The 11,973-nt window shown below is 66.6% G+C and carries 11 protein-coding genes; 3 read left to right on the forward strand and 8 right to left on the reverse strand.

Translation table 11 applies throughout. The features are described 5' to 3' along the window. Positions 1 to 18 precede the first annotated feature (18 nt). The 5 genes from VH567_RS15825 to yaaA all read right to left on the reverse strand — a co-directional run bounded on the left by VH567_RS15825 (position 19) and on the right by yaaA (position 5,220). Positions 19 to 369 (reverse strand): DUF952 domain-containing protein, encoded by a 351-nt coding sequence (locus VH567_RS15825; protein WP_423327206.1) that lies wholly within the window; start codon positions 367 to 369, stop codon positions 19 to 21. After that, positions 366 to 3,131 carry a DNA gyrase subunit A gene (gene gyrA, locus VH567_RS15830; protein WP_423327207.1) on the reverse strand — a complete coding sequence of 922 codons (2,766 nt, stop codon included), beginning with the start codon at positions 3,129 to 3,131 and terminating at the stop codon, positions 366 to 368. Before gyrA ends, VH567_RS15825 begins: the two co-directional genes overlap by 4 nt. A 121-nt stretch (positions 3,132 to 3,252) precedes the next feature. Then, on the reverse strand, positions 3,253 to 3,537 hold the full coding sequence (locus VH567_RS15835) for a hypothetical protein (protein WP_423327208.1): 285 nt from the start codon (positions 3,535 to 3,537) through the stop codon (positions 3,253 to 3,255). Between the two features lie 250 nt (positions 3,538 to 3,787). Further along, complete coding sequence (locus tag VH567_RS15840) at positions 3,788 to 4,474, reverse strand: SDR family NAD(P)-dependent oxidoreductase (RefSeq protein ID WP_423327209.1); 687 nt, start codon at positions 4,472 to 4,474, stop codon at positions 3,788 to 3,790. Beyond that, positions 4,471 to 5,220, reverse strand: coding sequence for a peroxide stress protein YaaA (gene yaaA, locus VH567_RS15845; protein ID WP_423327210.1), 750 nt, complete (start codon positions 5,218 to 5,220; stop codon positions 4,471 to 4,473). Before yaaA ends, VH567_RS15840 begins: the two co-directional genes overlap by 4 nt. A 164-nt stretch (positions 5,221 to 5,384) precedes the next feature. On the opposite strand from yaaA, the gene VH567_RS15850 reads away from it, so the two are divergent. Then, the gene (locus tag VH567_RS15850) at positions 5,385 to 6,677 is read left to right on the forward strand and encodes a hypothetical protein (protein ID WP_423327211.1); all 1,293 of its coding nucleotides are present in this window, start codon (positions 5,385 to 5,387) and stop codon (positions 6,675 to 6,677) included. 226 nt (positions 6,678 to 6,903) lie between these two features. Here the strand turns inward: VH567_RS15850 and VH567_RS15855 are convergent, their stop codons facing one another. Continuing rightward, the gene (locus VH567_RS15855; RefSeq protein ID WP_093399250.1) at positions 6,904 to 7,371 is read right to left on the reverse strand and encodes an Lrp/AsnC family transcriptional regulator; all 468 of its coding nucleotides are present in this window, start codon (positions 7,369 to 7,371) and stop codon (positions 6,904 to 6,906) included. 235 nt (positions 7,372 to 7,606) lie between these two features. Between VH567_RS15855 and VH567_RS15860 the strand changes: the two genes are divergently transcribed. Together VH567_RS15860 and VH567_RS15865 are read left to right on the forward strand one after the other, a co-directional pair. Next, the gene (locus VH567_RS15860) at positions 7,607 to 9,517 is read left to right on the forward strand and encodes a histidine kinase dimerization/phospho-acceptor domain-containing protein (RefSeq protein WP_423327212.1); all 1,911 of its coding nucleotides are present in this window, start codon (positions 7,607 to 7,609) and stop codon (positions 9,515 to 9,517) included. Further along, positions 9,514 to 10,497 carry a polysaccharide deacetylase family protein gene (locus tag VH567_RS15865; protein WP_423327213.1) on the forward strand — a complete coding sequence of 328 codons (984 nt, stop codon included), beginning with the start codon at positions 9,514 to 9,516 and terminating at the stop codon, positions 10,495 to 10,497. The genes VH567_RS15860 and VH567_RS15865 overlap by 4 nt, the downstream gene beginning before the upstream one ends. 330 nt (positions 10,498 to 10,827) lie before the next feature. Here the strand turns inward: VH567_RS15865 and rpsI are convergent, their stop codons facing one another. Next, the gene (gene rpsI, locus VH567_RS15870; protein WP_082443995.1) at positions 10,828 to 11,385 is read right to left on the reverse strand and encodes a 30S ribosomal protein S9; all 558 of its coding nucleotides are present in this window, start codon (positions 11,383 to 11,385) and stop codon (positions 10,828 to 10,830) included. After that, positions 11,385 to 11,864 carry a 50S ribosomal protein L13 gene (gene rplM, locus VH567_RS15875; protein ID WP_060524218.1) on the reverse strand — a complete coding sequence of 160 codons (480 nt, stop codon included), beginning with the start codon at positions 11,862 to 11,864 and terminating at the stop codon, positions 11,385 to 11,387. The genes rpsI and rplM overlap by 1 nt, the downstream gene beginning before the upstream one ends. Positions 11,865 to 11,973: the final 109 nt, after the last annotated feature.

Raw genomic sequence — 11,973 nt, forward strand, 5'->3', positions numbered from 1 at the left:
CTTGAGTTTGAGTGCCGGTCAGCCCGCGACGGGAAGCTTCACCTTGCCCTCGTCATCGCGTTCCAAAGCGCCGTACGACAGCACGACCTCCAGCAGCAACGGCCCGCCATAGATGTGCGGGAACAGCTGTCCCCCACGCGACTCTTCCCACTTCACGTCGTCGCCGAGCGCTTCGAGATCGATCGCGGCCACGTGCAGGTCCGACTGGCCGGCAAAGTGCTTGTCGACCGTCTCCGTCAGCTGCTCAGCCGTCGAAAGGTGGATATAGCCATCGGCCACATCCACCGGCGCCCCGGCGAAGCTGCCGCTCTCCAAGGTCGCCAACTGCTCACCCGTCAGCACCTTATACGCGATCGGATCGCGGCTCATTCGCCGTCCTCCGGACCCGCAGCAGTATCCTCGCCGATCGTCGCGCCGGTATCCGGAGCGACCTCGGGCACGGCGTCAGCCAGGTTGATCTCGGCGTCTTCCTCGGTTTCCTCGATCCGCGCGGCCGACACGACGTGTTCGCCCTTCGCCACATCGAACAGCTTCACGCCCGCCGAATTGCGGCTGATGACGCGGAGCGACGCGAGCGTTGTGCGGATCAGCTTCGCCTGGTTGGTCACCAGCATCAGCTGATGGCCCTTCGCCGCGGCGAAGCTCGCCACCACCGGGCCGTTGCGCGCGATGTTGTCGATGTTGGTGATGCCCTGGCCACCACGACCGGTGCGCCGGTAATCATACGCGCTCGACAGCTTGCCATAGCCGTTCTCGCAGACCGTCAGGATGAACTGCTCGCGGTCCTTGAGATCGTTATAGCGCTCGTCGCCCATGCCGTGATCGCCCTCGCGCTCGCCCTTCCAGGGTGCAAACTTGAGGTACGTCTCGCGCTCTTCCGGGGTCGCGCCGACGCGGTGGAGGACCGACAGCGAGATGACCTCGTCGTCGCCCTTCAGCGTCACGCCGCGGACGCCGGTCGAGGTGCGGCTCTGGAACTCGCGGACGTCGTCGCCAGCGAAGCGGATCGCCTTGCCGAGCTTGGTCGCGAGCAGTACGTCGTCATGCTCGCTGAGCAGCGCGACGCCGATCAGCTTGTCCTCGGAGCCTTCCTCGAACCGCATCGCGATCTTGCCGTTCGACGGCACGTTGGTGAACGCATCCATCGCGTTGCGGCGCACGAGCCCGCGCTGCGTCGCGAACATCACGTGCAGGCGGCTCCACTCGCTCAGATCCTCCGGCAGCGGAAGCACGGTCGAGATCGTCTCGCCCGGCGCCAGCGGCAGCAGGTTGATCATCGGCCGACCACGTGTCGCTGGACCACCCTCGGGCAGACGCCAGACCTTGTAGCGGTACACCTTGCCGAGGTTCGAGAAGAACAGCACCGGGGTGTGCGTCGAGGTGACGAACAGCTCGGTGACGACGTCCTCGTCCTTCGTCGACATGCCCGCGCGACCCTTACCGCCGCGCGCCTGTGCGCGGAACGTGTCGAGGCTGGTGCGCTTGATATAGCCCTGCATGGTCACGGTGACGACCATGTCCTCGCGCTCGATCAGGTCCTCGTCGTCGATGCCGTTGGCGGCGGCGGCGATCTCGGAGCGGCGCGGGGTGGCGAATTCGTCGCGGATCGCGATCAGCTCGCCGCGCATGACTTCGTACAGCTTCGCACGGTCGCCGAGGATGTGGAGCAGCTCGCCGATCGTCGCGGCCAGCGCCTTCAGCTCGTCGCCGATCTCGTCACGGCCGAGCAGCGTCAGGCGATGCAGGCGGAGATCGAGGATCGCGCGGACCTGCGGCTCGGACAGCTTGTAGATGCCCTCCTGCTGCTTGTCCTCGACCGCCTCGACCAGCGCGATGTACGGCGCGATCTCCTCGACCGGCCATTCGCGGGCGAGCAGCTTGCCGCGCGCTTCGGCGGGGCTCGACGAGCCGCGGATGATCTTGACGACTTCGTCGAGGTTGGTGACCGCGATGACGAGGCCGAGCAACAGATGCGCGCGCTCTCTAGCCTTGGCGAGTTCGAACTTCGACCGCCGCGTGATGACCTGCTCGCGGAAGGTGATGAACGCGCCGATGATGTCGCGCAGGTTGAGCAGTTCGGGACGGCCGCCGCGGATCGCCAGCATGTTGGCGGGGAAGCTCGACTGCGCCGGCGTGTGCCGCCACAGCTGGTTGAGCACCACGTCGACGGTCGCGTCGCGCTTCAGGTCGATGACGATGCGGACGCCCATCCGGCTCGATTCGTCGCGGATGTCGCTGACGCCTTCGATCCGCTTGTCCTTGGCGGCTTCGGCGATCTTCTCGACCAGGCCGTTCTTGCCGGTCTGGAACGGGATCTCGGTCAGCACGATCGAGCGACGGTCGCCCTTGCCCTCCTCGACGATGTGGCGCGAGCGGACGATGATCGAACCGCGGCCGGTCTCATACGCCGACTTGGCGCCGGCACGGCCAAGGATGATCGCGCCGGTCGGGAAGTCAGGACCGGGGACGATCTCGAACAGTTCCTCGGTCGTGATCGCGCCATTGTCCATGTACGCGAGGCACGCGGCGATGACTTCGCCGAGGTTATGCGGCGGGATGTTGGTCGCCATGCCGACCGCGATGCCGCCTGCGCCGTTGACCAGCAGGTTCGGGAAGCGCGCCGGCAGCACAGAGGGCTCGCGCTCGGAGCCGTCATAGTTGGGCGTGAAGTCGACGGTATCCTTGTCGAGATCGCCGAGCAGCGCGTTGGCGACCTTGCCGAGACGCGCCTCGGTGTAGCGCATCGCCGCGGGTGGATCGGGATCCATCGAGCCGAAGTTGCCCTGGCCGTCGATCAGCGGCACGCGCATCGACCAGTCCTGGGTCATGCGGGCCAACGCGTCGTAGATCGAGCTGTCGCCGTGCGGATGGTATTTACCCATCACGTCACCGACGATGCGCGCGGACTTGCGGTAGGGCTTGCCGGCGACGAAGCCGCTCTCGTGCGCGCCGTACAGGATGCGGCGATGGACGGGCTTCAGGCCGTCGCGGACGTCGGGCAGCGCGCGCGCGACGATGACGCTCATCGCATAGTCGAGATAGCTCGACTTCATCTCGTCGACGATCGAGATCGTGGCGATGCCGGCGGGCTCGCCGCCCTGGGGTTCGGCGAGTATGGTCTCGTCGGTCAAATCTGAACGCTTTCGGCTTGTTGCGGTATGATGACATACCTTAGCCGAGGGGGGTGGGCCTTACTACCCCCGCGCACGCGTACGCACGCGAGGGACAGTAGTTTCATCGTTAATTACGGGCTTATTTGCAGGCGGTCTTGGTCTTGTTGCCGGCTAGCGAGCAATCATAGGTGACGGTCTTGCCGTTCGCGAGCTTGGCAGTGACCATGCGGCCTTTCTTGACCGTGGTGGTGCGCTTGGCGACCTTGGTGTTGCCCATCGGTGTGGTGGTCTTGGTGGTCGTCGTCGAGGTCGCGACGGTCTTCGGCTGGACGGTTTTAGTCTGGACCTGCGTCGCGGCGATCGCTGCGGTGCCGGACAGGAGCGCCGCGCCGGCGAGGATCGCGAGGGGGAGGGACTTGGTCATGGGGTATCCTCTCTGTTTCGGCCTTGGTGGACGATGCGGGAGAGACTGCGCCGAGGGACCTGAAGGAAGCGTGGCAGCGAGGTGAAATCCGCGTCATGAGCGGGAGGCGAGGCGGCGATCCTCCCCCGCCAGGGGGAGGTGGCGCCGAAGGCGACGGAGGGGGAGGACACGGAACAGCGGTTTCGCTGTCCTCCCCCTCCGTCTGGCAAGCGCCAGCCACCTCCCCCTTGCGGGGGAGGATCGCACGATCTTAAGGCGTGACCTCCACCCCGTCCCAGGCGAACAGCTTGCCGCTGTCCGGCGCGCGCAGGCCGTCGATCACGTCGAGCAACTGCACCGCCGCCCGGTCTGCCTTGAAGAGGTTGCCGGGGGTGACGTTGCCTTGGAACGGCTTCGACAGCCCGGTATCGACCGTCCCCGGATGCAGCCCCACGACGATCCCGCTCGAGTTGCGCCGCTTGTCCTCGATCGAGATCGTCTTCACCAACTGGTTCAGCGCCGCCTTCGACGCACGATACCCGTACCAGCCGCCCAGCTTGTTATCGCCGATGCTGCCGACCCGCGCCGACAGCACCGCGAACACGATCCGCCCCGCCTTGGGCATCGTCGGCAGGAAGTGCTTCGCCACCAGCGCCGGCCCAATCGCATTGATCGCGAAGTTTCGCGCTATCCACACCGGATCGAGCTCGCGCATCGCCTTCTCGGGACCCTTGTCGCCGTCGTGCAGCAACCCGGTCGCGACGATCACCAGCGTCGGCGAGCCGACCCGCAAAGCCGCCGCCGCAATGCTCGCCTCGTCCTCCAAGTCGAGATGCCGATCGCCACTTTCCGACCGCGCGAACCCATGGACCTTGTCGAACGCACCCTCCTCGATCAGCGCCTCCTCCAGCGCCTTGCCGATCCCACCCGACACACCGATGACGACCGCGCTGCTCACTTGCGCACGAACCGGAACTGCGCGTCGCTGCTGCCCGCGGCATCATACGCATAGCCGTCGCTGTCGAAGCCCTTGATCCCCTCAATATCGTCGACGCGGTGTTCGACCAGCCACCGCGCGACCATCCCGCGCGCCTTCTTCGCATGGAAACTGACGAACTTCTGCGCCTCGCCCTCGCGGAAATCGATCGCCACGACGCGGATCGAAGCCGGCAGCTTCCCCTGCGCCGCCGCCCAATATTCCTGGCTCGCGAGGTTCAGGATCGTCCCCGATCCCTCCGCCTCGACGTCGTCGGCGAGCAGCTTGGCGATCCGATCGCCCCACCAGTCGGTCAGCTTGGTCTTCCGCGGCGCCCAGCGTGTACCCATCTCCAGCCGATAGGGGCGTATCAGGTCGAGCGGCCGCAGCAAGCCGTACAGCCCCGACAGCATCCGCACATGATCCTGCGCGTAATCCACCGCGGCCTCGTCGAGCGTCTTCGCCTCCAGCCCGGTATAGACGTCGCCCGCGAATGCGAACATCGCCGGCCGCTCGGGCAGGGTGTCGAAATCGCGATACCGGTCTGCGTTCAGCTTCGCCAACGCAGGCGAGATATGCATCAGCTCCGACAGCTTCTTCTGCGTCAGGTGCGCGGCAGCATGCGCCAGCGTTTGCGCTTCGTGGGCAAACCTCGGCGTAGTGGGTTCGAGCTTGGGCAGTGCGCTCTCGTAATCGAGCGTCTTGGCGGGCGATAGGACAGCGATCATGGCCGCGATCTAGCTATGGCGCGGGGCGCGTTCAATCGTCGTTCACGCGCAATCGCACATCCGCGGGATCCAAGCCGCTCGCTTGAACGTATGCATGGCGGACCATATAGCGTCGTCGCGCGCCGCCAACCTGAGGGGGGCCGACGCAAAGGGAGAGTTTCCGCATGAAGACCATTTCGAAGCTTGCACTGATTGCGGCGTTCGCCACTGGCACGAGCGGCCTCGCGCTGTCGGCGCCGGCGTTCGCCAAGGACAAGAAGACCGACGCGGCACCGGCGATGAAGCTGAGCCCCGAAGTCCAGAAGCCCGGCATCGCCGCGCAGACTGCGCTCGCTGCCAAGGATTATCCAACCGCGCTGACCGCGATCGACCAGATCGATGCCGCCGCCAAGACCGATTACGAGAAGTATATCGGTGCAGCACTGCGCTATCAGCTCGAATCCGAGAAGCTTGCCGCCGGCCAGGCCGCGAACCCGAACGCGCCGCTGAACGAGACGACGCTCGCCAAGCCGCTCGACATGCTGATCGACAACCCCGCGACGCCGGCGGCCGATCGTGGCCGCTACGCGTATCGCCGCGGTGCGCTCGCGTTCAACGGCAAGCAGTATCCGATCGCGCTGCAGTATTTCAACAAGGCCAAGGAGCTCGGCTACACCGACCCGAACCTGTCGCTGCAGATCATCAAGGCGAAGATGGACAGCGGCGACATCGCCGGTGCGACCGCCGATCTCGACGCCGCGATCGCGCAGATGACCGCCGCGGGCCAGAAGGCGCCGGAAGAATATTACAAGTACGCGGTCGCCAAGTCGTACGCGGCCAAGCGCAACGCCGACACGATGGCGTGGCTCAAGAAGTGGGTCACCGCCTATCCGACCGCCAAGAACTGGCGTGACGTCCTGATCCTGTCGGGCATCCAGCAGAACGCGCTGATCACGCTGGACGAAGCGCAGAAGGTCGACATCTTCCGTCTGATGCGCGCCACCAATGCGCTCGCCGACCAGACCGATTATCTGCAATATGCCGACAGCGTGAACCGTCGCGGCCTGCCGAGCGAGGCGCAGGCGGTGATCAAGGAAGGCATGGCGACGGGCAAGATCCCGGCGTCGAACACGATGGCGAAGGGCCTGCTGGCCGATGCCACCAAGAACATCGCCGCCGACGGCCCGCTCGCAGGGCTCGAAAAGCGTGCGGCGGCAGCGGCCAACGGCAAGCTGGCTGCGGGCACGGCGGATGCGTATCTCGGCCAGAACAACTACGCCAAGTCGGTCGAGCTGTACCGGCTGGCGCTCAGCAAGGGCGGAGTCGATGCCGACGACGTGAACCTGCACATGGGTATCGCGCTGGCGCGCTCGGGCGACAAGGCCGGGGCCGCAACCGCGTTCTCGGCGGTGAAGGCGCCGCCCAAGGCGGACGTCGCGGGCTTGTGGACCACATGGCTCGGCGCACCGTCGGCGTAAGCGATCTGGTTTCTGGCTAGAGGAAGCGGGGCGGCAGCGATGCCGCCCCGTTTTCGTTTGTGGCCGTATCCAGGACTTGAACGATCCTCCCCCGCAAGGGGGAGGTGGCTGGCGCTTGCCAGACGGAGGGGGAGGACACGGAACCGACGGGATCGCTCACCGCCCCCTCCGTCGCCTACGGCGCCACCTCCCCCTGGCGGGGGAGGATCGCGAATTCAGAGGGCCTTTATTCCACCACCACCGGGATCCCCGACAGCGCCTTGGCCGTCCGGATCGTCAGCGACGTCTTCACGCTCGCCACGTTCGGCGCGGGCGTCAGGTGCGTCGTCAGGATCTCCTGGAAGCTCTTCAGATCCGCCGCGACGATCTTCAGGATGAAGTCGATCTCGCCGTTGAGCATGTGGCATTCCCGGATTTCCGGGATATCCGCGATGTGGTGCTCGAACGCGGCGAGGTCGTGTTCGGCCTGGCTGCGCAGCGACACCATAGCGAACACCGTGATCGGGAACCCGAGGCGGCTCGCGTCGAGATCCGCATGATAGCCGCGGATTGCCCCCGCCTCTTCGAGCGCGCGAACGCGGCGCAGGCAGGGTGGCGCGGTAAGGCCCACCTGGTCGGCCAGGTCGACATTGGTCATGCGACCGTCGGCCTGCAACAGCGACAGGATCTGCCTATCGATCCGGTCAAAACTCATTTCACGCAACTCCCAGGCAACATTGCAAACCAAGCGGTTCGTTCCCCATAGCGATAAGATAGTTGCGGCGAAACGCAATTGTCCCACATTGCGACGAACGTCCCGAGCCAACAAAATGCGCTGTTCCTTCGACTTGGCGCGCGCGTTAAGGAATCGGTACGGGGAGCGTGATAGGCCCGCTCGAACCGTGGGATCCGGTCGTGGATCCAGCTGGGATACCCTGCCGGGAGACGATGTGCGGTTCGACGACAGCCTGAAGACGATCCTCTCCGCCGACATGGCCACCGGCTTTGGTGCGCAATCGGCGTGGCGGCAACTCGTCGACCTGATGGGCCGTGGTCGGATTACGGTCGACGAGCCGGCGATCGCGCGGTTGCGGCTGTTGCGCCAGGCGGTGCCGGTCGAGGTCCGCGCCGCCAGCGCGCGCGCGCTCGCCTTCGCCGCGCCCGGTGCGGCGCTGGTCGGGTTCTTCGCGGAGGATACGCTGGCGATCGCCGCACCGGTGTTGCGCACCGCGACGCTCGAGCCCGACGACTGGCTGGCGATCCTGCCGCGCCTGACGCCCGCCAGCCGTTCGGTCTTGCGCCATCGTCGCGACCTGCCGGCGTCGGTCCAGCGTGGCTTGCAGAGCTTTGGTTCGGTCGATTTCGTCTTGCCGCAACCCGACCTGCCGATTGAGACGCCGATCGAAGCGGTCGCAGAGCCGATTGCGCCCGAGGTGATCCAACCCGAGCCCGTGCTGATCGAAGAGCCAGCTGACATCGACGAGCCTGTGCTGATCGCCGACCTGGTCGCCGAAACGCCCGAGCCCGCTTTCCTCGTTGCGCCCGAGCCGCCGCTCTACACCGCGCCCCTCAGCGAGACGCCGTTCATGGCGCTTGGCGCGGTAGCCCGCGGCCTGCCGTTCGTCGCCGAGGCGTTTCGCCATGCCAAGCTGGCTGAGACCGAGCCCCCCGTTGTCGAGCCGGCCTTCGTCGAGCCAGCCTTCGTCGAGCCAGCCGGTCCTTCGCCGGCGGACCGCTTCGAGATTTCCGACCTCGTCGCGCGGATCGAGGCGTTCAATCGCGATCGCACCGTCGAGGATGCCAAGCCCGCGGTGGCGCCGGCGGAAACCGAGACCTTCCGGTTCGAAACCGATGCGCAAGGCGTCATCCGCATGGTCGAGGGCGTGTCGCGCTCGGCCCTGGTCGGCGTGTCGCTCGGCTATGCGGCGCAGCAGGGCGAGGCGCATCTCGACGGCGTCGCGGCCGGTGCGTTCCGTCGTCGCTCGCAGTTCGGCGACGCGCGGCTCGAAGTCGGCGGCCTGTCCGACGCGTTCGGCTCGTGGCGACTGTCGGGCGTGCCCGCGTTCGAACACGCGTCGGGGCGCTTCGTCGGTTTCCGCGGTACGGGACGCCGCCCTCGCCGCGACGAGACCACGGTGCCCAAGCCGGTATCGTCGCCCGTCTCCGATTCGCTTCGCCAGCTCGTCCACGAACTGCGTACCCCAACCAATGCGATCGCCGGGTTCGCGGAACTGATCGAGACGCAATTGCTCGGCCCCGTCTCACCGACGTACCGCGATCGCGCGACCACGATCCGGACGCAGGCGGGCGACCTGCTCGCGGCGATCGACGATCTCGATACCGCGGCACGGATCGAAGGCCATGCGCTGGACCTCCGCCCGACGACCGTCCCCGTCCTGCCGCTGCTCGACCGGGTGACGCACGACCTGCAACCGCTCGCGACGTTGCGCGGCGCCAGCCTGTCTGTCAGCGCGCCCGGTGGCGACTGCGACATGCTCGGCGACGACCGCGCGATCGAGCGGCTGGTCGGCCGGTTGCTGGCGGCGCTGGTGTCGGCGGGCCGGCAGGGCGAGCGGATCGGCATCGTCGTCCGTCCGGTCGCCGATACCGTCACGATCGAGTTCGACCGCCCCGCCGCACTGGCCGCCTATGCGACCGACGTGCTGCTCAGCATCGACGCCGAACAGGAGGGCGATGGCGATGGTGCGCCGCTGCTCGGCACCGGCTTTGCGCTGCGGCTCGCCCAGAATCTTGCCGTCGAACTGGGGGGCGCGCTGACGATCGGTGTGGATCGGCTGACGCTGCGATTGCCCGCGGCGCATGCCGGCCAAGCGGAGCGCACCGCCGACGATCAGAGTTGACCTACCGCCCCCCGCGGCCGACCGACGCGCAACGGGTGATCTGGCCCGATGATTTCGGTACGCGCTTCACGATATTCGTCGACGTCGAGGAGGAGTTCGACTGGCGCGCGCCGCTCGATGCCCGCAACCGTACGACGACCGCGATGGCGGCGTTCCCGGATGCGCATCGCCGGTTCGCCGAGCGCGGCGTCGCCCTGGCCTGCATGGTCGACCATCCGATCGCCACCGACCCGGCGGCGGTCGCGATCCTGGCGCGCGTCGTCGAGGATGGGCGGTCGGAGATCGGCACGCAGCTGCACGCCTGGGTCAACCCGCCGTTCGACGCGGATGCATCGCCGGCGACGAGCTATGCCGGCAATCTGCCGCGCGCGCTCGAGGCGGCCAAGCTGGAGACGCTCACGACGGCTATCACGACCGCGTTCGGCACGGCGCCACGAGCGTATCGCGCCGGCCGCTACGGGATCGGTCCGCGCAGCTTCGACCTGCTCGCGGGCCTCGGCTACCGGATCGATAGCTCGGTGCGCCCCGGCTACGACTATAGTGCCGACGGCGGCCCCGACTTCACGATGGCGGACGCGCAGGCGTACCGTGTCAGCGGGATCGTCGAACTGCCGCTGACCACCATATTCACCGGTCGCGCACGGCGGGGCGGCGGGGCGCTGTACCGTGCGCTCGGGCATGTATCGAAGGGCAGGGGCGTGTTCGCGCGCGCGCGCCTGTTGTCGCGGATCGCGCTGACGCCCGAGGACATGCCGATCGAGGCTGCGCTCGAGGCTGTCGCGGTCGCGGCGGGCGAGGGGCTGCGACTGCTGAACCTGTCGTTCCACTCGCCGTCGCTGGCGCCGGGTAACACGCCGTATGTGCGTGACGCCGCCGATCTAAAGCGCTTTCATGCGTGGTGGACGACGATGCTCGACGCGCTCGACCGCCGCGGAATCCGCAACGCGTCTTTGGACGAGATCATCACCGCGCTGGGGTGAGATGGACGTGTTCCTTCCCTTTCCGGGAAGGAGACGTACCGGGGATAGGTCCAGTCTGGGTCCCCGCGGAGGCGGGGACCCAGACTGGGCTCCCGCCTTCGCGGGAGAACAAGATGCGTGTGCTATGCTCATGCACGGTGATGCTCGATACCTTCGACCATCGCAGGACTCGCGGGGCAGCCCCGTCCTCACCCGTTGCCGCTTTCGGCACATCTTCGTCTTCTAATTGGCAGAGGGAAGCGTGAGGCGACACGCCGTCCACCCCCCAAACGAGAAAGGGCGGCCCGTTGCCGGACCGCCCTTTTCGATACGCAGATACTGAAAGCGGGATTAGCGCTTCGAGAACTGGAAGCTGCGACGGGCCTTCGCCTTGCCGTACTTCTTGCGCTCGACGACGCGGCTGTCGCGGGTCAGGAAGCCTGCTGCCTTCACCGAGGCGCGCAGCACCGGCTCGAAGCGGGTCAGCGCCTGGCTGATGCCGTGCTTGACCGCGCCGGCCTGGCCCGAAAGGCCACCGCCCTTGACGGTGCAGACGACGTCGTACTGACCTTCGCGCTCGGTGATGCCGAACACCTGGTTGATGACGAGACGCAGCGTCGGACGTGCGAAATACACTTCCTGGTCACGACCGTTGATCGTGATCTTGCCGGTGCCGGGCTTGACCCAGACGCGGGCGACGGCGTCCTTGCGACGGCCGGTTGCATAGGCGCGGCCCTGCTTGTCGAGGATCTGCTCGCGCAGCGGCATCGGCTCGCGGACGGGCTCGTTCGACACCGGTGCGGCGAGATCGCCTTCGCTGGTCGGCAAAGCCTGCTCGGCGGGGGCAGCCGGCGCGGGCTGGTTGGTCAGGCTCGCGAGATCGGCGAGCGACTGGCGGTTGTCGGACATTATGCGCCCACCTTGTTCTTGCGGTTCATGCTGCCGATGTCGAGCACGGCAGGGTTCTGTGCCTCGTGCGGATGCTCGGTGCCCTTGAAGATACGTAGGTTGCGCATCTGCTCACGACCCAGGGGCCCACGCGGAATCATGCGCTCGACGGCCTTTTCGAGAACACGCTCCGGGAAGCGGCCGTCGAGGACCTTGGCGGCAGTGATGCCCTTGATGCCGCCGGCGTAACCGGTGTGCTTGTAATAGATCTTCTTCGCGGCCTTGTTGCCGGTGAAGCGGATCTTGTCGGCGTTGATCACGACGACGTTGTCACCGCAATCGACATGCGGGGTGAACGACACCTTGTGCTTGCCGCGCAGGACGTTGGCGATGATCGATGCGGCACGACCGACGACGAGACCTTCCGCGTCGACGATATGCCACTGCTTCTCCACCTCAGCCGGCTTCGCCGACTTGGTGGTCTTCATGAGCGCCTTCATGGGCGTTAGACCTTCCAGATTGAATGCAAGCGCACCAAGGGGAGGCCCCGCAGCGCGAATGCCGGCCTAATGCTGAAAGGGGGGCTTCAAGTCAAGCTTTCCGCCGGTT

The sequence above is a fragment of the Sphingomonas sp. 4RDLI-65 genome (assembly GCF_049472435.1).
GTDB lineage: Bacteria > Pseudomonadota > Alphaproteobacteria > Sphingomonadales > Sphingomonadaceae > Sphingomonas.

What these genes read in the sequence shown, in the direction of transcription:
- rplM (WP_060524218.1), bottom strand. Translation starts at nt 11,864, where the DNA reads ATGAAGGCGCTCATGAAGACCACCAAGTCGGCGAAGCCGGCTGAGGTG.
- VH567_RS15835 (WP_423327208.1), bottom strand. Translation starts at nt 3,537, where the DNA reads ATGACCAAGTCCCTCCCCCTCGCGATCCTCGCCGGCGCGGCGCTCCTG.
- VH567_RS15825 (WP_423327206.1), bottom strand. Translation starts at nt 369, where the DNA reads ATGAGCCGCGATCCGATCGCGTATAAGGTGCTGACGGGTGAGCAGTTG.
- rpsI (WP_082443995.1), bottom strand. Translation starts at nt 11,385, where the DNA reads ATGTCCGACAACCGCCAGTCGCTCGCCGATCTCGCGAGCCTGACCAAC.
- VH567_RS15850 (WP_423327211.1), top strand. Translation starts at nt 5,385, where the DNA reads ATGAAGACCATTTCGAAGCTTGCACTGATTGCGGCGTTCGCCACTGGC.
- yaaA (WP_423327210.1), bottom strand. Translation starts at nt 5,220, where the DNA reads ATGATCGCTGTCCTATCGCCCGCCAAGACGCTCGATTACGAGAGCGCA.
- VH567_RS15855 (WP_093399250.1), bottom strand. Translation starts at nt 7,371, where the DNA reads ATGAGTTTTGACCGGATCGATAGGCAGATCCTGTCGCTGTTGCAGGCC.